The following is a 19714-nucleotide window of genomic DNA, read 5'->3' as shown; positions in this document are numbered from 1 at the left end:
CAACAACCTGCCTGTAGATAGGTCAATGACCTGTCAATTTATAGGTTTTCAGGAATAACGCGGATTGTAAGGAAGCAATTAAGCCAAGAGGTAAACAAATGGATGATGGATAAAGAAATGCACATTGTCACCTGTCCACAAGATGAACAATAATAAAAACCATAATCCGTCAGAGACGATTCCTTAGAAAGGGAGGCTCAGCCTATGTATAGGGCGTTGCTAGTTCAACCTGACCGTTATTCCAGAGAAGAGACCCGACTTATGTTTCATTGGGAGCAGCATGGCTTCATGCTTCAAGCCGATGCGGATTCTCTCTCTGATGCTCAAGCCATTCTCAGAACACAGTCAGTCGACCTTATTCTTATAGATCTTAAACATTCGCATGCCAGCGGGATGCTGCTCTGTGAACGAATCCGTGAGCAAAGCCGGGTACCTATTATTCTTCTTGGAGGCAGTCATGATTTCCAGCTTCTGCGGAAAGCGATGGCCTTTCAGGTAAGCGATTACATTGCGAATCCGGTGCATTCGGAGGATTTGGCCGCCAGCCTGTGTAAGGTAAAGAAAGAGCTCGACGCTCTATCTGTTCAATCCCATCGGATTACCTTAAGTTATGAGAAGAAAAAAAATTTGAATCCGTCCATCATTGACCTTGTCAAGCAATATGTACAGGAGCAATTGCATCAGAACATTACCTTAAAAAAAATCTCAAGCCTGCTGCATTTCAACTGTGCCTATCTTGGTCAGAAATTCAAAGATCAGGAGAATATGTCGTTTAACGAGTATCTTCTTCAGCAGCGAATGGAGAAGGCAAAAATCCTGCTTGAGAGAACGGATATGCGGATTTATGAGATCGCAAATGAAGTAGGCTATACGGAAATTGACTGGTTCTACAAGAAGTTCAAGGAATACACCGGCACGAGCGCTAATGAGTACCGTAAGCAAAGCACAGTTATCGCTTAATTCGAAAACCCTTTTTGGAAAGCGCTTGCAGTTATAAAAAATAATAAACCGGCTAAAGCTTTGGACTTATCCATAAGTCCCGAACTTTAGCCGGTTTTCTTCGTTATGACCTTAACCCGGTCCTGCCTTATTGACCACCAAGCTTCAGAAGTCCAAAACCAGAAGTGTTCGTGTAGGACAGACCGGAACGGTCATTCCATATCGCCACACTGTCACGGTCCCCGTCGCCGTCTTCATCATTATTCACCTGCACATCAAAGCCGATGATGTCTCCGGCTGCCGGAGGTGATCCGGTCCATTTTATGGAGGCTTCTACGACATAACCGTTCGCCGTTTGTTTCACTGCAGATACAAGATTTCCACCAAGCACCCCCGGATTTACGCTTTGCTGATTATCAAAGTTGATCCGATATTGGCCGTCGTCCGCTTGATAGCTGGCAGTCGCCGCTTTGTTCTGGTCAACAAATATTTCTAGTGAATCCTGCTCCCACACATTAGGACTTTGCTTGGATAGCAGCGAATCCGTCACTTCTGCGAGAACGTATAAACGTCCTGCATCCCACAGCGTTCTAACCTTTGCTTTTGACCCATTGGTCCCTTGCACCCATCGGTCAGTTGTTATTATATTGGCCTTGCTCCATAAGGAATCCATATTGCCGTCTATTACTGGCGTCCCCATCAGAGCTTCTGAAGATTGTGGACCTTCAATCAGGGTTAATACACCATATTTGGACGTATCCGTATCCTGTGAACCCGTTCTGTCGTTCCAGGAAGTATTCGTTACTGTGCTGCCGGCCTTGTCTACAATACGAACATCAAATCCAAGCTTATCGTTCAGCGACATGCTATCAACCGGAATTGCAGCTTCAATCCGGTATCCGTCAGTAAGCTTAATCACTTTATAAGCAGCAGGCTTACCCGGATTTGCTCCGCTCCGGCGGAAGGTATATTTCTTGTCATCCGCTTCGTATGCTGTTGTCTTACCGTTATTGCCATCGATGAATACTTCAACTGCATCATTTCCGTTCGTGCTTGCATCCGATACATCAACAGTCATATAGAGATGGTCTGGATCCCATAAGGTCTTAAACTTCGCGACAGCTGCACCTTCGTTTAGTATGGATACAGCAGAGGCCTTGCTCCAAGCATCCTCCAGCTTACCATCAATGTGAGCACCAGCATTCGCTGCTGTTGTAGTCTGTATATCTACCGGCAGCTTGCTCGGGTCTGCCAATGCCCAATAAGCATATTTCGCTTGAAGCCGTTCATCAAACAACAGCGGCCAGTTGTTGCGGTCGACCGGGAAGGTTCGCAGCCAAGTATTCAGATCATCCTTGCCCCAGAAAATAACAGCCGTTAACTGATCCGCATGCTTCCTGAACACATCGAATATTTCCTTATACCGTTTCGCCTGCTTAATCTGCAGGTCTAGCGGGAATGTCTCATAGGCATCATTGTCATTCGTGTACACACTCATATCAAGCTCAGTAATCTGCTGTTCAATGTTCAGATCAGTAAAAGCCTGAATCATATCATCAAGCTCTTGAACCTGTGGATTTTCAATGCCGATATGTGTCTGATGACCAACGCCGTCAACAGGAATGCCTTTATCTTGCAGCCTTTTAATCAAGTCATGCAAATCCTGCCGTTTGTCCGGTATATTCGTGTTGTAATCATTGATAAAGAGCTTCGCATCCGGATCTGCTTCATGCGCATATTCGAATGCCTTCTCGATAAACTCTTCGCCTGCAATCTTGTACCATAGGCTGTTGCGGAGACCGCCCGGCTGATTATCACCTGGTTCAAGCACCTCATTAACAACATCCCAAGCATAAATTTTGCCTTTATACCTGCCAACTACAGTCTCAATATGACGCTTCATCCTAGCAAACAGCAGCTCTTTGCTTGCAAGATTACCATTCTCATCGTAGAACACCCAGTTCGGGGTTTGAGAATGCCAGATCAGCGTATGACCACGCATGGCAATGCCATTCTCAACGGCAAAATCAACAATTTTGTCCGAACGAGTGAAATTGAACTGTCCTTCCTGCGGCTCGGTAGCATCCCACTTCAGCTCATTGCCTGCCGTCAAGCTGTTGAAATGCTTCTTAATCAGCTGGGCATCCGGTCCGCTCGGATCTTCAATTTCATTAGCAAGAAGAGCCGTACCCAACTTGAAATCATCGGCAAATACATCTTTCAAGGATGGAATATCCTGCTGAATAACAATCGGTTCTGGATCAGGAAGCCGCTCAATCGAAAAATCATCAATATAAAAATCCAGTGTTGGATTAGAAGAAGCTTCAAAATAAACAGATAGACTTTGAGCCGGCTGCTTCAATTGATATTGACCACTAAGCTTCACCCAGCCGTCCGCGGTTACACTTCCGGCATTAACTCCTTCATAATAAGTCGTTCCATCGGTTGTACGCTGTACCGTCATTGATATTGAAGCTGCCGTTACGCCGGTGGGAAGCTTGGCCCATGCGGTAAGCGCATAAGTTTTTCCTTCCGCCATAATGGAGGTTACATCCAGCTGCGGGCCATTCCAGCTTTGTGATCTTCCTGTAACCTTCAGGCCGAATGCCCCAGTGTGGGCAGCAAGCTCCGAAGCGGTCAGCACTTCATTCCCTCCGCGTCCATGCCAGCCTTGAACCGTACCATCCTCAAAGTTCGTTGCAATCCTCTCTATTCCCGCTTCTGCCCCTGCCTGTTTCGGCAGCACACTTAGCGACAAGGATGCTAGCAGCATGACTGCTGCCAAAACACTTGATAAAGAACGCTTCCAACCTTGTACCTTCATTAATACACCTCACCTTTTCTTGTATATCCCATATAAACACCCCCTACGGGGCGGATCATGGCGTGATTTCCTGTGGATAGAGGATAATACGGCCTTCCTCCATCTCCACCCGCACCTTATTGCTGTCCTTGAAACCTTCTGCGTCCAGATAGCCTGCCGGAATCTGAAGCCTGCCGGCTTTGTCCAGCACGGCATACTCAATATGGCTCTCCTGCTGACCAGACATCGCATCCTCGGCATCAAGCCTTGCCAGTTCGTCGGCGTAGGATTCTCTGCGGATCATTTCAGCAGAGGTTTTACCATCCCTGATTTGGACAACCCGGTCCACCTTACGGGCGAGCAGCGGATCATGCGTGACGATGACAATCGTAATTCCCATTGTCTGATTGAGATTCCGGAACAGATCTAGTACCTGATCGGAGGTCTTCGTATCCAATGAGCCCGTTGGTTCATCAGCAAGAAGCAGCTTTGGCTCATTCGCCAACGCGATGGCGATAGCGACCCGCTGCTGCTCGCCGCCAGACAGCTCACTGAGCTTATTTTTAAGACGATGTCCAAGACCTACTGCCTCAAGCAGCTCGATTGCACGCGCCCGGCGCCTTCTGCCCTTCAGGAGAAGAGGAAGCTCCACATTCTCTAGTGCGGTCAGATAAGGAATCAGATTGCGGGCATTATTCTGCCATACGAAGCCAACCGTCTCACGCTTATAGTTCACAAGCTCCTTCTCACCGAACAAAAGCAAATCCTTACCATCAACAAACAGCTTGCCTGCAGACGGCTTATCCAGTCCGCCCAGCATATTCAGCAGCGTGGATTTCCCGCTGCCTGAATTACCGATAATCGCCATTAACTCGCCATCGTCCACCTGCATATCCAGACCTTGAAGAGCAACAACCTCGAGATCGGCCGTTTTGTAGATTTTCACAAGTTCCTCGCATCTGATCATGCTTTACTCCTCCCCCAGCTTTAAGGCCTGAGCAATTCTGGTCCTAGACAGCCGGTAGCCAAGAATAAGCAGACCAATGGTCAGTGTCAGACCAATAATGGTGTACAGCTGCACATAATCGCTGAGCTTATATACAATCTCGAATGGCGGAACCTGCTCCGACGTTGCAAATGACATTTCGAACAAGGGCACGAATAGTTCACTGGTCATGTTGCCGATAAGCACACCGATAATAACCGCTGCGCCGGAGGTAAGCAGCTGCTCACTGAGCAGCATCCCGATAATTTGCGGGAACGGAATCCCCATCGCCCGAAGGACACCATACTGCAGTGTTCTGCCTGACAAGGCCAGCACCCAGAATAAAAGAAATCCAAAGAAGCTGATCAGCATGGAGATCACAAAGCCCAGCGTCATGACGCCATTAATCGCCATTCGGAATGGATCGTTCCTGGACGTGATCAGCTCCTGCTTTGCATCTTGAAGTCCGGTCACATTGATTTTGGCTGTGGTCAGCTGATCATAAATGGATTGGCTGGAAATACCATCCTTCAGCTTAAGCCACACCTCATATGGCTCAACAGCGAGCCTGTTTTGAATAGTACTCAGATTGCCAATGATCAGATTGGGCTTAGAGGCCTTCTCCTCTCCATCCGCAGCAACCGGCAGTGGACTCCAGCCCGGCCAATAATCGATAATGCCGTATACAGTAAATAAAGCCTCATCGAGTCCATCCCAATAAATACGAATTGGATCTCCAGGTTTCACCTTGGCTGCATCCGCCAGCGACCGCGAGATTAATACGGCCTTCGGATTAGTTGCCATAAGATTCAAATAACTGTTGATCGGATGATCCAGCAGACCATCTTTCATCCATGCGGTTTGACCAAACGCCATGGTGTCGATGCCTACCAGCGTAGTTGCTCCGGATATATTTTTGCTGCCAGCACTGAATCTTGCCCCCTCCTTACGGAATACCTTGGCTGATGATTCTATGCCTTTCAGATTTTGGAATGGCTGAAACGGCGGCTCGGTATATTGCACCCGTTTGTCACCCGTGCCTTGCGCCGCCTGTGTCTGAGGCTCTCCCCCCTGCAGGCTTGGGGGAGGTGCATCGCTTTCCCAGCGGGTTGTCAACGTAATGTCTGCGCCAATGTTATATTGGATTTTACTTTCCATATTATCGTTGATGGTCCGGGCTGCATTGGCACTGAACAAGCCGGTCGATACCGTCAGCACTAGGAACACTTTAATCGTTAGATACTGACTTGATGAACGGCTGATTTGTACTAGCGTGCTGTATAGTGCTGGCGGCCACCACCTGCGTCCTGCCCAATATATAAGCCGGATAAACCATGGATATATCCGCAGCACCAATAGTCCGGCCCCTAACGCGAAGAGAGCAGGCATTAGGAACAGCAGTGGATCCACCTGCAGGGCATCTGAATCCAGCGCCAGGCGCTTCAAATCCTCCTGCCGGTTATTAAAATTATAGAGTAAATATAATGCCAGACCGACAAGCACAATATCGATGCCCGTCTTATGCCAGAAGGACATCTTGGTGAGCCTTGCCGCCTGCTGCTTGTGACTTACAATCGATACCCTGGTCGCCAAAAAAGCCGGTATCAAGATTAGTACAATTGCTCCGACTACTGCTGTAACAGCGACCTTGTATGCACTACTGTTAAGACTGACCTCCAGTGCCGAGCGCTGAACAAATTCAAGGAATCCGTTGGATGCCCCAAGTACTTTGGTAAAGGTAACCCCAATAAACGGACCAGCCGCAAGTGCGCTTGCACCAAGCAGCATGCTCTCCAGGGTATACGCGGTCATGATCTGCAGCCGGCTGGCTCCGCGGCTTCGCAGCACGGATATTTCCGTTTTCTGCCTCTCAATTACGAGATTAGCCGCCATAAACAAATAGAATGCCAGCATGAGCATAACCGGGGAATACAGCGATAGCATCATAACATCAAGCTTTTCTTTCTTGCCTTGATAGGAAGCAATGGTTTCATTCGCAGGAATATTAACCTCTGCTGAACCAAGTCGTCCGCGGAAGTAGCTTCGGATCGCCCGGTTGGCTTCATTAAATACCTCGATCTTATCCATACTCATCTGCTTATAGTCCATTGCATAACGCCATTCCAGGTCGGATACCCTTACTTTGCCGCCCTTTGTAATGAATTCGCGCTCGAATTGCTGGAAGGGGATCATAAAACCGTCTGGTTCATCCGTCACCAAAAAAGGCAGGTACGGATCTGCTGACGGGTCCGTATCAATAATCCCAACAGGGATGACCCGGAACAATTGCTTATCCGCCGATTCTGCCAGAAGCTCCTCTCCCAGATCGCGCTTGGTAGAGTTAAGAAACTTTTGCGTTACCAGCGCTTCAAACAGGCCATCCGAACGGTCAACTGGCATCCGGCCGTCAATGAGACGAACCCGCTTCTCCATATCAGACAGCGACTTGAAGCCGCCTGTCGTCTTCTGTGTTTTGATCTCCTGCTCCGATGCATCCGCTCCATATACCTTCATTTTCTGGGTGAAGCGCTGCTGATAAAAGGATAGTGCCTCCAGCCCCATTCGCTCGGGAATCGATTGTATGAACCGGTCCGCTCGTCCAATCGCCTCTACTGTTTTCTGATCCATCTTGGAAGAAGAGACCGATGTGCTGACCCGTACATAACCCGGATACTCGGAGTTCTTGCTTTGAACCATCTGAAGTTCCTTCTGCAAAGTCCTTTGCAGGATGGCATCCGAATAAAGCGGCATTGAGCTGAACAGAGCTACACAAACGGTGAGACCAAACCATAAATTCAACTGCAGCCATTTGTTATTTGCCATTTTGCGGAGAATCATTGTCCATAATGCCATGCGTACACCTCATTCTTGCGCCCTGTCACCCGGGCTTTCATAGTACCGTCAGTTGTTTAGAATAACCTGCTGTCCTTCCTCCAAGCCTTTTACAATCTCCACTTCAGTTGGCGTTGTCAGGCCAACTTCAACATCGACTTCTTTTTTACGTTCACCGTCTGCAATTTGCACATAATTGCGTCCCATATAAGAGCGGATCGCTTTCCGCGGCAGCACGATAACATTTTCCCGCTTCTGAAGATCAATCATCATGTCGGCGCTATGGCCGATTTGAATCCCTTCCGGCGGATGATCTATCCCCATTACGATTGTTACACCGTTGCTGTCAGCCTTTGACTGATCTGTACTGACTTGTGCACTCGATGGAGACTGCAGCACTTTACCGGTGTAGTCCTTCCCCTTATACTTCAGGCTGACGGGCATGCCAGCTTCTATACCAAGAACATCCTTGGCATCCGACGCCACATAAGTCAGCTGCATGCTGGAAGGATCAGCTACCGTTACAATCGTTTGAAAGGCATTTACACGATCGCCAGTTTTAATTGAATCGACGTAAATGACCGTTCCAGAGATTGGGGAGTACAGCTGCGACTTGTTAAGCTTGCCTTCCATCGCCTGCAGCGATATTTGTTCTCTTTCAAGGTCGATTTCTTTCAGCCGTTTCTCCGTCCCGGACACTCCGCCCTGCACGGCTTCTTTATACAGAAGCTCCACTCGCTCTACGCTTAGCTTTTGCAATCGAACCTGCAGTGCCAGATCCTCTGTCTCCAGCTCAGCCAGTAGTTCGCCGGCTTTCACTTCTTGTCCAAGCTTAACGTCAACGGATTTCAGCTGTCCGCCTGATTCGGTAAATGACAGCGTCTTTACATTCGAGGAGACAAAGGTTGCCGTACCCTTCAGCGAGGTTTGAATATTGCCGCGGGTTACAGCAACCAGATCCAGCTTTTCTTGAACCGGCTGAATTAGTGGTGGCTGCAGTGCCGCTTCTTCACGAGGAAGAAGTGAGCAGCCGGACAAGGCAATCGTTGTGAATACCACGACCGCAGTCCGCTTCGCGAACGACTTCCAATTAGAATTGATTCGTTGTTTTGGAAACAATTTTCCCATCCTCCAATGCAATAACATAATCAACTAGCTCCATAATTCCCGGGTCATGGGTAGTAAGAAGAATGGTCATACCGGCATGTCTGACTAGATCTCTGAACACCCGCATCACCTGCAGACCCATTCGGCTGTCCAATTCAGCGGTGGGCTCATCAGCAATTAGCAGGGTTGGTTCATGTGCAATCGCACGGGCTATAGCCACGCGCTGCTGCTCACCACCCGACAGCTCCATTGGACGATGCTTCATCCGCTCGCGCATTCCTACCCGTTCCAGCGCCCGTTCCGCAGCTTCACGGTTGCCCTTGACCGGTGTCCCCGCAATGCGAAGACCGAACTCAACATTCTCGTAAGCAGACATCAGCGGAATCAAACCAAAGGATTGGAACACCAGCCCGATCTCTTTACGCCGCAATGCGTTCCTCGCCTTACCAGATAATCCTGTAATCTCCTGACCACGAAAAAAAACCTGGCCTTCTGTCGGCTCATCCAACGCACTTAAAATATTGAGCAGTGTTGTCTTGCCCGAGCCCGACCGCCCTTTCAGGGCAACCATCGAGCCGGCAGGTACATCAAGCTCAATATCAGACAAAGCGGTAACAGCGGTATTACCTTTTCCGAATACCCGCTTAATCCCTGTTGCCGTAAGAAGCACTTGACCACCTGCTTCTATTTGCTTCTCCTCCAGTGCCAGCACAGCTATATCCCTTTCCTCTATGCGTTGTTTCCTAATGACCAACACCCCCGCAATTGCTTTCTTAAAAAGTGTAGTGCTTACAGAAAGAGGCAACAACCTGTCGCTCTTTGGTAGAACACCCGCCAAGCTATAGAAAAAACCGGATGACTATGGCAGCTTTCACACAAGGTGAAACGGCTTCGCCGTCCTTGGCAGCGGGGCGCATTTCATTCCGGAGAATTCTAAGCCCTGTTTATAGAATGAAACTTATAAATTCTTAGAATTCGAAAAAACGCGCTCCCGCAGGGAACGCGTTTCTCTCTATTTGTTATTGTCCGATGATGGTTTTGACCGCATCCTTCGGACGCTGATCGGTATCGAATAAGAGCGGCCAATTTTTCCTGCCTCTAACAGGGAAATGATCCAGCCAGGTATAATCATCTGCCGCCCCCCAGAAGGTTACGCTGGTCAGAACCTCTTTATATTCCCGGAACAGTTCAAAGAACTGCTTGTATCTTACTTCCTGCAGACGCATCATTTCCGCTGTAGGCTCCGTCAGATCCGTCCGTCTATCGTCAAAAGCAAACATAGACACATCCATCTCCGTCATTTGCAGCTTTACGCCTAGTGAGGCATAACGCTCAATGGCTTCACGGATTTGGTCCAGAGATGGATCATACAGATTCCAATGCGCCTGAAGTCCGATCCCGTGAACAGGAACACCTTTTTCCAGCAGCGATTTGACCATGAAGTAGATTTTTTCCCGTTTGCCAGGATTGCACTCATTATAATCGTTGTAAAATAACAGCGCTTGCGAATCGGCCGCATGTGCAAACCTGAAAGCCTGCTCGATGTAATCTTCACCAATGCCATGCAGCCATTTGGTTGGACGCATCCATTCTGTTCCCTCATCCGTTACCGCTTCGTTCACAACATCCCAGCAATAGATCGTATCCTTGTAACGCGATACTACCGTTTCAATATGTGACTTCATTCGGTCAAGAAGCAAGTCACGACCTGCCTTCCCGCCATTGCCATCCTCAAATACCCAGTCTGGCGTCTGGTTATGCCATACAAGCGTATGCCCTCTCAGCTTCATGCCGTTCTCGCTCGCGAATCCCGAAATYCGGTCAGCCTCCTCGAAGGTATAACGATGCTCCTCCGGATGAAGGCTTTCGAACTTCATTTCATTCTCGGCAGTTAAGCTGTTATAATGCTTTTTCAGAAGATCACTCTGACTGACAATTGTCCGTTTATTTACTGCTGCTCCAATAAGAAAATCGTCCTGAAAGGCATCAGCTAACGAAACCTCTGTTTGCAGCTGTTTTTGATCTGCTGTCATGATTCATATCCCCTTTTCTTCTATTGACTTGCTGTAACGGAAATAATCGAAGTCGACATAGCCGCCGGGTTGCTTCGTGGCATAGTTATACAGACCAATCCGGTAGCCCATGAAATGGTCCAGCGTGTACCTCATCTGCAGAGGACGGCCGATTTGCGTCCATTCCAATCCATCAGTCGAATAATAGAAATAGGCAAGATCAATGCTGTCACGGAAATCAAAATCTATTTTCACATGAATCTGGCTTTCTTTATACCGGTGCTTTTCCACCGTTTCCATACCACCATCACCGCGGTTCATCCCCATCACGACATAATACTCGCCATTACCCTCTGCTTGAACGCCAACCGTGCCATATCCGCTTTGCAGGGCGACAAGACCGGCATGATCGCCAGCATTCATATGAGATAGATCTATTATCACACTTCCGCTGCATGTCGGACCTTCCGTCCGCTGGGTCAACGTATTGCGGGCAAGCACGACACGATCCGTGATTTGACCGGTCTCCAGCCTCAGATAACCCGGGCGCGCGATAACCGACCAACGTGTGTTGTCGGGATTATGGTTCCATTGCCAGTTCAGAGCGAGTTTGTTCTCTTCATAGTCGAATTTATCGCTGATGATAATGGGCTTGGAAGCCGATTCCGGCAGATTTGCTTCGAAGGAGATTGGCGCTTTGCCGTCACTTGCGATAACCGGCCAGCCGTCCTCCCAGGACATCGGCAGCACGCATGGAATTCGGCCAACAGCATCATGATCCTGAAATAAGAAGGTGAACCATTCACCATAAGGCGAATCAATTATACCGCCTTGCGCAACTCCCTTGTTGTGATAGCCGAGATCATCATCGAGAATAACTTTATGTTCATAAGGTCCAAGAAGCTCCTTCGAGCGGTAACACAGCTCTCGGCGGCGTCCATGACCGGTTCGCGGCCAATCTATGAAGAATAAATAATAATAACCGTGCAGCTTATAAGCATGGCAGCCCTCTATGCGCAGCCCCATGCCTTCCCGCTCCCCTTCAATTAATAGCTGGCGGATTCCGTCAGGCTTGATCTCGGAAGCGTCAGCTGTTAATTCGGTAATATAGATATTTCCGTTGCCACTGAATACAAAGACACGATCTTCATCAAACAGCATTCCAGGATCATGCAGAAGCCCATTAATGACCGAGCGCTCCCATGTGCCCTGTTCGATATCCCGCGTCCGGTAAATATAGAACTGCTGACTATCATTGCAGGAGAAGCATACATAATAGGTTCCGTTATGATAACGCAGGCTGGAAGCCCATGAGCCTTGCCCATAAATGCCTTTGCCGTCTGATAGATTGTGAGCATCATTATCTTCGATCGTGTCAAAAACATAATTTACGATCTCCCAATCCTTCAAATTAACAGATTTCATAATCGGACAGCCTGGCATCGAATGCATACTAGTGCTGACCATATAAAAAGTATCTTCTACGCGGATCATATCAATATCAGGTACATCCGCCCAAATAATAGGGTTCGTTATAACGATGCTGCTCATGTTTCAGTTCCCCTCTCCATTCATCAAGGTATTGCTCTCCTTGTTTATTGGCGCAACAAGGAAAGTTTAGCTCTCGCAGCAGGCCCGAACAACCCGCCGGATTGCGGCTCTATAACCCGTCAAATTATAGGTTAGAAGCTTTTATAATGATGACTCTATTAGAAACAACAACCATCCATATAAAAGCATCATCAGGCTATAGGCTGGCAAGGCCGCTTATGTTGTAATACAAACAGCTCTTTTCATTAAACTCTTAATTCCCAGCATAAGAAAGGATGTATATAACTAATGGACAAGCAGCTTGGACTTACTCCCGCCTTGGGATGGAACTCTTGGAATACCTTCACCTGGGACATCAACGAACAGTTAATTCGTGATGTTGCCGATCTATTCGTAACGGAGGGCTATAAGGACGCAGGGTATGAATACATCGTCATAGATGACTGCTGGAGCTTGAAACAGCGTGACCAGCAAGGGAATCTGATTGCTGATCCTGCCAAGTTTCCGAGCGGAATGAAAGCACTCGCCGATTATATTCATTCAAAAGGTCTGAAATTCGGCATGTACTCCTGTGTTGGCACCCATACTTGCGCGGGTTATCCCGGCAGCTTTGAGCATGAATTTCAAGATGCTCAATTATTCGCCGAATGGGGCGTCGATTATTTAAAATACGATTACTGCTTCAAGCCCCGGCATATCTCTGGTGAACTGCTGTACAAACGAATGAGTCTTGCCCTTAAAAACAGCGGACGAGAAATCCTCTTCTCTGCCTGCAATTGGGGCGAGGATAATGTCTATCAATGGATACGTGAGTCCGGTGCCCATATGTATCGGTCAACAGGCGATATTCAGGATCATTGGGACTCTATCAAGAATCTTGCTCTTTCTCAGCTGGACAAAGAATGCTATACCGGTTCCTTCTGCCATAACGATATGGATATGCTCGTTGTCGGCATGTATGGCGGCAGCAATAACTCGTTTATCGGCAGTAAGATAGGCGGCTGCAGTGACAATGAATACAAAACTCATTTCTCATTATGGAGCTTAATGGGTTCTCCGCTCATGATCGGCTGCGATATCCGCACGGCTAATCAAGCGACCAAAGATATACTGTTGAACCCGGATTTAATCGCCATTAATCAAGATATCGAGAGCCGTGGAGCTTACCGGATCAAGCCAGAGCCGCAATGGTTCCATGCTGAGGATGTCTTTATGCTGGTGAAAGTACTTACAGATGGCGACGTAGCGATCGGCTTCTTTAATCTGAGCGATAGTCAACGAGAGTTGTCGCTGCAATTCTGGGATATCGGCCTTCCCTACGCTTCCGGGTTCTCCTTATCTATGTACGACTGCTGGGAGCATAAGGAACTTGGCGTGTTCAAGGAGCGGTTCGCTCCCGTTGTGCCGGCACATGACTGCCTGATTGTACGGGCGAAGCTGGTCAAATAAAGATGAATAGTATAGCCTGCAAGGCTTGTCAGGCTCCCCTTCAGGCAGATGACAGAGCGATCTACATGAAACTTGTTTCCAGAACAGCTCAGCATTTTTTATGCATTGATTGCTTGGGGGTCAAATTAGACTGCGGACGGGAGCCTATCGTAAAGCTAATTCGGTATTTCCGGGAATCCGGCAACTGCGTCCTCTTCCGCTAAAGCATTCGTGTCTAGGCTATGCAGCGTCATATATTCAGATGGCGTATATGACGCTGCTTTCTTAAATACCTTGGAGAAATAGAGCTGATCTTTGTAGCCTACCGAACATGCGACCGACTTGATGGACAATCCAGGTGACCTCAGCAGCTCGCAGGCTCGTTCAATCCGGTAAGCAGTCACATAGCTTGATATAGACATCCCTTCGGCTTCCTTGAACAGGCGGAACAGGTAGCTGCGCTCCAGGCTGACAGCATGGACAATATCCGATACCGTCAAGGTAGTCCGCCAATAATTAATCATGATATATTCCTTCGCCAGCTGGACGTAATTGATCGAAGGAGATTCTCTTGGATAAAATTCCATATAATAAGAGAGCAGTAAACGTAATTGCGCCTCTGTTCTCATTTTCTCAAAAGGTCTCGCTTCAGCACCTGGCACTACAGGGAAATACAGCTTTAAATCAACCTTACATACCTCGACTACAGGTTTACCCGGCTCAAACCCCGTCAACGCCACTAGACGCTTCGCTTCATCACCTTTAAACTCAACCCATACATACTCCCAAGGATCCTCCGGATCCGGATAGTAGTGAATCTCCGTTTGCGGAAAGATTATAAAACTCTCGCCTGCTGTTAACAGATACCGCTGATTACGCGTCTCCAGCGTTCCCTTCCCGCTTATAATGTAGTGCAACGCATAAATATCACGTACGCCCGGCCCCCACTTATGCCTGTTGGCTGGCTTATAGCCGCTGTAGGTGCATATGAACTGACTGCTGGTAAAGGTATCAAAGACTTGAATTGGCTTCATGGACAACATCCGTATCCTTTCCGGCCTGTAAAAAAAGACCGCGGCCCTTTCTTGCCGCGATCCTCTGCTTCACAAAACCATCTTTATTGGCTGAACTGCCAGCTATGCAGCTTGAACAGCTTGCTGTCAGGCTTGCCCTTGAACACTAGGTACAAATCATGAATACCATTGGCACCAGTTACCTCAGTGTGATATTCAACGGTCTCCGTCTTTGCAGCAGGAATCTGCAAGGTCCCAATTAATTGGCCATCTGCAGTATCCAACCGCAGTTCAATTACACCAACCGAACCTGCTTCTGATACAGACGCTGCAAACCCGGAAGCACCACTGCCAAAATCAACCTTGGACAATGCGAGCCAATCACCGCTGTCTATATCTGATACGACCACGCTGCCGTCAGAAGAACCTTCCGCAGTAATTCCAGCATTCCATCCAATCGTTGCCGCTTCTACATGCTCATAGGGATTGAACGGCTGAATTTGCTGAACACCTTCGTAATTGGCCGTCATTTCTTGAATGGACTGGTCGGAATCCTGGAACTTAACTTCATTCAGATGAGTGGAACGATAACCCTTCGGAACCCCCATCGCTTTCGATAAAGTCTGGGCATGATAGGCAATATACCAGGCATCTTTAAACTCGAAGATGACGTGATGGTTGTTGCCGCCTACTCCGAAGAAATGCCCTGGATTTTTCAGAATCGTTCCCCGGTATGTCCATGGTCCCATTGGACTGTCACTGGTCATATAGGCGATTTCCCCTGCCGGAGGGCTTCCTTCCGGACGAACGCCGTTATAGAAGTTTGAGCAATACGTATAGTAATAAGTGCCGTTATATTTGTTAATACCTGCATCCTCGAACATAAATGGGGCCGGGATAACCTGTGCTTCGCCCACTACGCTGGTCATATCTTCACCAAGCTGCATGACTCGTGCTGTATCCGGATTTTCATCTTTGCCTTCTGGCACCCCTCCGCCAAAGTAGATATAAGCTTTGCCATCATCGTCCACGAGCACGGCCGGATCAAATAACCAGGTAACCTTCTCAACTCCAGGTGTCGATCTTAATATGAGCGCTTTACCAATTGGATCCTTCCAAGGGCCAGTTGGGCTGTCTCCCTCGAGTACACCTATTCCACTTGCATTATTCGCAAAATAAAGGAAGAACTTGTCTTGTCCGTTAATGACCTTATGAGCGATAGCAGGCGCCCAGGATTGTGTTGCCCATTTAGCTGCTCCATTAGGACCTGCAACATTAATAATGCCATGATCCGTCCAGTTCACCAGATCCGCAGAGGAAATAACACCAATCTTGTTAATGTTTCCATATGTATTATCCTTCACGGCGCCATCCTCGCTGTATTCCAGCACGTCATTTGTCGTATACAGATAGACGCGGCCATCATATACAAGAGCGTATGGGTCTGCTCCAAACTTGTGCGAGACAAGCGGATTACCTTGAGGCGGTATTTTACCTACTGCGCTAGCCAACTTAACCTGTAATTCTTCCATTGATAATTCCTCCTTAAAAGAATAATCACACAAATGGTCAGGATTAGACGATTCGTGATGATTCTTGCATTGTAAGCATAAGCTGATTTGTTTCGAATGATGGGATGTGATCAAGTTTGGGTAAGAGCGTCCCGATATTCCTGCGGTGTCATGCCTGTAGCCTTCTTAAAAAACCTTGTAAAGGAGTGTGCAGCCTCATAACCCACCAGAGCGGAAACCTCCCGCACCTTCAGGTCATCCTCTTTCAGCAGTTCCTTTGCTCTTCTCACACGACAATTATCTATGAATTCAGATAAATTGACGCCACACTCCTGTTTGAAAAACCGGGACAAATAGGACGGATTGAAATAATTGATCTCGGCCAGCCGGACAAGAGACAGATCTTCGCTTAAATGTTCATTGATATACTCACATATGTTACCAATGACGCTGGATGCATTTTCCTTCTTCACTGAGCTTTTCACTTGAAATAGCTGATCACTGACCTGCTTCAAGTAGTGAATCGCCTCTTTCATTGATGCGTGCTCATCCAAACGCATCAGCTTGCTGAAATCATGAATCTCACGGCATAGCCCCGAACGATTGATATAAGAGAGCAGAACCAGCGCAATAGAATAGTACACTTCAATGGTTCTTTTGACAGGACTGTTAGCCTGCAGCATGCTCGTACTCAGCTCTTCGAATATTTCATCGAATTTATCTGCTTTGCCTGCTTCCAGAAAGGCAGCAAGCATCTCTGCTTTAGAGGAGATTTGCCCTTCCTCTTTCCTTTGAAGCTGCTCTATGGAGTCCTCTAGCTGTTCACCGCGGTCTTTTAAAATAATGGTCATTCCATCTCCATCAATCTTCATCTGCTGTAGCTGACGGAGCCGCTCGTACTGCCGGTTCATCACATCCCAGGCGCAGGGAGTGCCGCTTATCGTAAAGGCTACTGGCAGTCCAAGAGATTGCAGGCAAGTCTCTTGAATCAATTCCAGCGTGCCTTCCAAATAACGGACAAAATGATTGTAGAACTTCTCATCGGCAGACTCGGAGGGCTGAAGCAGCCATAAGAGATCTCTCTGCTTATCTACAGTACCGATATGCCTTGTTTTCTCCGACAAATACGAATTCCAGATCATTCTAGCGTTCGTAAGCAAGCTGCTTCTTTCTATATAAGTAGTACCATCCGGGTAACATAAATGTCCGATGACCAGGAACACAGGCAATTCCGGATCAAGACCGATGTTCATTTTACGGAATTCATCTATCAGACGTGTCTCTTCTAGATTTAAGCTTTTCTGAAGCAGGTGGCGGATGTAATCTCCTTGTGCCATTTGCTCTAGAGCATAGAGCTGCTCTTGTGACTGCTCCAGCATTTTGCTCATCTGATTCTCATGTTCAATCTCTTGAATCACTTCTTGTACCGTTGCCGTAACCTTATCGTAGCCCTCTGTCTTCAGCAAATACCGGACCTTCGGCATTTGAATCGCTTTATAGGCATAGTCAAACTCACTGAATCCCGTCAGGAAGATGACCTTGCATCTTGGCCAGAAGGCTTGAATTTCATCGGAAAGCTCAAGACCGTTCATCCCTGGCATGCTAATATCGGTCAAGACGATATCTATCCTTGTCCGTGACATCCACTGCAAAGCTTCCTTGGCCGAATAAGCTTTGCAGACATCCAGCTTCTCCGGCATCAGCCGGTGAAAGACCTCGTACAGGGAATCCGTAATAATATCTTCATCATCAACTATCAGCAGTCTATACAAAGTCACCGGCCCCTTTCAGCCTGATTCTAATCTCAACCCTCAAGCCATTCAACTCGCTTCTGGACAGAGACAGACCGCTGCCTTCTCCATAGGTCAAAATAATACGCCGATGGATGTTAATCATGCCGGTCATTTCACCGGATTCTCCTCTGCTGTTTAATCTTGTTTGAAGGGCTTCAATCTGAGTGTCGCTGATCGGGTTATCGCCGTTATTCTCAATTACAATTCTTGCTTCCTCTTGATCCATAGCGAAGGATACACGGAGCAAGCCTTCATCTGTCATTTTCTCGAGACTATGCTCATAAGCGTTTTCGATTATCGGCTGTATAATCAGTCTTGGCACCCGAATCCGCTCCATGTCCTTAGGCAACTCATCGAACTCTACCTTAATTCTTCTGGAGAATCGGAGCTTTTGAATTTCGGTATACATTCTGGAATGCCGAGTCTCTTCCGATAAGTGAACATTATCCTCGCCGTTGCGAGTAATAAACCGGTAATACTCGCCAAGCATATTCGTAAAGAGCTCAACGCGCTCTAGATCCCCTGTTTTTGCCAATGAGTTCAGAATAAAAAAGCTGTTGTACAAAAAGTGTGGTTTAATTTGGGATTGAAGCTGCTTGAGCTCTGCCTTCTGCATCATCATCGTTTGCTTGAAATCTTGGTCGATCAGCGTCTGCAGCTTCTTAATCATCTGGTTGAACCGGTTATACAAATAGCCGAATTCATCCTTCTGCTCATGGTCAATATGAATGTCCAATGCACCTCCTTCCATCTTTCTGAAGCTCTGTACAAGCAGCAGCAGCGGCTTATGAACAAACTTATAAGTTGATAAAGCATAAATAACGACTGCGCAGCAGGAGGTCAGTGCGAACACCCAAGCCCAGTTATCAAATCCGTTCAGCGGCTTCTTCACAACCGATTCAGGCAGATAGGTGATGACAGATAATCCGAGCGGCTCAGAGTAAGCTTTATCCAGATGATAATTACGATTATTTAACCGCGTGATCATTGTATTATCTTTGGAACGAAGCGCAGCAAATATATTGCTCTGTAAGGCGTCTGAAGTGCCATCGCTGCTGGCTAGTGTAAATCCGGTTTTATTCGAGATTAGAAAAGAGCCGCTTTCGGGATAGACACTGATCTGCTGCAAGGATTCCTTAAGCTTGTCCATATCCAGCTCAATCTGAACAATAAATAAAGGAGCACCTTCCTTGCCGCCGTATTTGGCAGCACTTAAATGAAGCGAATTATCCCAGCGGATCAGGCGTACCTGCTTCTTATCCACTTCTGTACGGAAATAGTCAAAGCTGCGTTGATTGAAATCGTCAACTCCATTGCTGGATGAGATGGTCTTCTGAATGGTACGTACGTGCACATAAATATCTTTAATGTAAGAGCTGCTGTTCTTAATGGAAGTAAAACGGTGGAGCAAATAATCGATGCTTTCCTTCCTCTCAGCATTGTCCATCAAATCCCAGGTAACCGCTAGTTTATTCATGTCCGTGTCCTGCAAAATATCATATTGTTGAATTTCCAGCCACTCTATCTCATGATTCAAGTCCTCCAGATAATAGGAGAGCTGGGCAGTTGTATTTTTCGATATTTCATTGCTGGCATTTGTATAACTCCAGTTATACAAATAGACCCCTAGTAAAATAATCGGCAGGATCACAATCAGATTCGTGATAATCAGCCTGACAAACAGTGCATTGCGCCATGAATGAGCTGGCAGTCTAAACAAATGAATACCTCCGTTGATCT

General features: G+C 47.4%; 13 protein-coding genes. 2 read left to right on the top strand and 11 right to left on the bottom strand.

Annotation, left to right across the window (positions count from 1 at the left end):
* The first annotated feature begins 204 nt into the window (after positions 1 to 204).
* A complete protein-coding gene (locus tag AB4Y93_RS19070; RefSeq protein ID WP_441894439.1) occupies positions 205 to 960 on the top strand; it encodes a response regulator transcription factor in 756 nt (251 codons plus the stop codon).
* 127 nt (positions 961 to 1087) lie between these two features.
* Here the strand turns inward: AB4Y93_RS19070 and AB4Y93_RS19065 are convergent, their stop codons facing one another.
* The 7 genes from AB4Y93_RS19065 to AB4Y93_RS19035 all read right to left on the bottom strand — a co-directional run bounded on the left by AB4Y93_RS19065 (position 1088) and on the right by AB4Y93_RS19035 (position 12229).
* Positions 1088 to 3763, bottom strand: coding sequence for an endo-1,4-beta-xylanase (locus AB4Y93_RS19065; protein WP_441894438.1), 2676 nt, complete (start codon positions 3761 to 3763; stop codon positions 1088 to 1090).
* 55 nt (positions 3764 to 3818) lie between these two features.
* Positions 3819 to 4709 carry an ABC transporter ATP-binding protein gene (locus tag AB4Y93_RS19060; RefSeq protein WP_441894437.1) on the bottom strand — a complete coding sequence of 297 codons (891 nt, stop codon included), beginning with the start codon at positions 4707 to 4709 and terminating at the stop codon, positions 3819 to 3821.
* 3 nt (positions 4710 to 4712) lie between these two features.
* Positions 4713 to 7580, bottom strand: coding sequence for an FtsX-like permease family protein (locus AB4Y93_RS19055; RefSeq protein ID WP_441894436.1), 2868 nt, complete (start codon positions 7578 to 7580; stop codon positions 4713 to 4715).
* A gap of 48 nt (positions 7581 to 7628) precedes the next feature.
* Positions 7629 to 8687, bottom strand: a complete 1059-nt coding sequence (locus AB4Y93_RS19050; RefSeq protein WP_441894435.1) for an efflux RND transporter periplasmic adaptor subunit — start codon at positions 8685 to 8687, stop codon at positions 7629 to 7631.
* Positions 8650 to 9375, bottom strand: a complete 726-nt coding sequence (locus tag AB4Y93_RS19045; protein ID WP_441894637.1) for an ABC transporter ATP-binding protein — start codon at positions 9373 to 9375, stop codon at positions 8650 to 8652. The genes AB4Y93_RS19050 and AB4Y93_RS19045 overlap by 38 nt, the downstream gene beginning before the upstream one ends.
* A gap of 310 nt (positions 9376 to 9685) precedes the next feature.
* Positions 9686 to 10699: an endo-1,4-beta-xylanase gene (locus AB4Y93_RS19040; protein WP_441894434.1), complete on the bottom strand. Its 1014-nt coding sequence runs from the start codon at positions 10697 to 10699 to the stop codon at positions 9686 to 9688.
* A 3-nt stretch (positions 10700 to 10702) separates the two neighbouring features.
* Positions 10703 to 12229, bottom strand: a complete 1527-nt coding sequence (locus AB4Y93_RS19035; RefSeq protein ID WP_441894433.1) for a glycoside hydrolase family 43 protein — start codon at positions 12227 to 12229, stop codon at positions 10703 to 10705.
* A gap of 288 nt (positions 12230 to 12517) precedes the next feature.
* Here AB4Y93_RS19035 and AB4Y93_RS19030 point away from each other — a divergent pair, with 288 nt between their 5' ends.
* Positions 12518 to 13678, top strand: coding sequence for a glycoside hydrolase family 27 protein (locus tag AB4Y93_RS19030; protein ID WP_441894432.1), 1161 nt, complete (start codon positions 12518 to 12520; stop codon positions 13676 to 13678).
* Between the two features lie 155 nt (positions 13679 to 13833).
* Here the strand turns inward: AB4Y93_RS19030 and AB4Y93_RS19025 are convergent, their stop codons facing one another.
* The 4 genes from AB4Y93_RS19025 to AB4Y93_RS19010 all read right to left on the bottom strand — a co-directional run bounded on the left by AB4Y93_RS19025 (position 13834) and on the right by AB4Y93_RS19010 (position 19694).
* Complete coding sequence (locus tag AB4Y93_RS19025; protein WP_441894431.1) at positions 13834 to 14691, bottom strand: AraC family transcriptional regulator; 858 nt, start codon at positions 14689 to 14691, stop codon at positions 13834 to 13836.
* An 83-nt stretch (positions 14692 to 14774) separates the two neighbouring features.
* Positions 14775 to 16202, bottom strand: a complete 1428-nt coding sequence (locus AB4Y93_RS19020; RefSeq protein ID WP_441894430.1) for a glycoside hydrolase family 43 protein — start codon at positions 16200 to 16202, stop codon at positions 14775 to 14777.
* 110 nt (positions 16203 to 16312) lie between these two features.
* Positions 16313 to 17953: a response regulator transcription factor gene (locus AB4Y93_RS19015; protein ID WP_441894429.1), complete on the bottom strand. Its 1641-nt coding sequence runs from the start codon at positions 17951 to 17953 to the stop codon at positions 16313 to 16315.
* Positions 17946 to 19694 carry a sensor histidine kinase gene (locus AB4Y93_RS19010; protein ID WP_441894428.1) on the bottom strand — a complete coding sequence of 583 codons (1749 nt, stop codon included), beginning with the start codon at positions 19692 to 19694 and terminating at the stop codon, positions 17946 to 17948. The genes AB4Y93_RS19015 and AB4Y93_RS19010 overlap by 8 nt, the downstream gene beginning before the upstream one ends.
* Positions 19695 to 19714: the final 20 nt, after the last annotated feature.

The sequence above is a fragment of the Paenibacillus sp. YAF4_2 genome (genome assembly GCF_052113225.1).
In the GTDB taxonomy this organism is placed as follows: Bacteria; Bacillota; Bacilli; order Paenibacillales; family Paenibacillaceae; genus Pristimantibacillus.
This window is presented reverse-complemented; position numbering and strand designations above follow the sequence as displayed.

What these genes read in the sequence shown, in the direction of transcription:
- AB4Y93_RS19070 (WP_441894439.1), top strand. Translation starts at nt 205, where the DNA reads ATGTATAGGGCGTTGCTAGTTCAACCTGACCGTTATTCCAGAGAAGAG.
- AB4Y93_RS19065 (WP_441894438.1), bottom strand. Translation starts at nt 3,763, where the DNA reads ATGAAGGTACAAGGTTGGAAGCGTTCTTTATCAAGTGTTTTGGCAGCA.
- AB4Y93_RS19060 (WP_441894437.1), bottom strand. Translation starts at nt 4,709, where the DNA reads ATGATCAGATGCGAGGAACTTGTGAAAATCTACAAAACGGCCGATCTC.
- AB4Y93_RS19055 (WP_441894436.1), bottom strand. Translation starts at nt 7,580, where the DNA reads ATGGCATTATGGACAATGATTCTCCGCAAAATGGCAAATAACAAATGG.
- AB4Y93_RS19050 (WP_441894435.1), bottom strand. Translation starts at nt 8,687, where the DNA reads ATGGGAAAATTGTTTCCAAAACAACGAATCAATTCTAATTGGAAGTCG.
- AB4Y93_RS19035 (WP_441894433.1), bottom strand. Translation starts at nt 12,229, where the DNA reads ATGAGCAGCATCGTTATAACGAACCCTATTATTTGGGCGGATGTACCT.
- AB4Y93_RS19030 (WP_441894432.1), top strand. Translation starts at nt 12,518, where the DNA reads ATGGACAAGCAGCTTGGACTTACTCCCGCCTTGGGATGGAACTCTTGG.
- AB4Y93_RS19025 (WP_441894431.1), bottom strand. Translation starts at nt 14,691, where the DNA reads ATGAAGCCAATTCAAGTCTTTGATACCTTTACCAGCAGTCAGTTCATA.
- AB4Y93_RS19020 (WP_441894430.1), bottom strand. Translation starts at nt 16,202, where the DNA reads ATGGAAGAATTACAGGTTAAGTTGGCTAGCGCAGTAGGTAAAATACCG.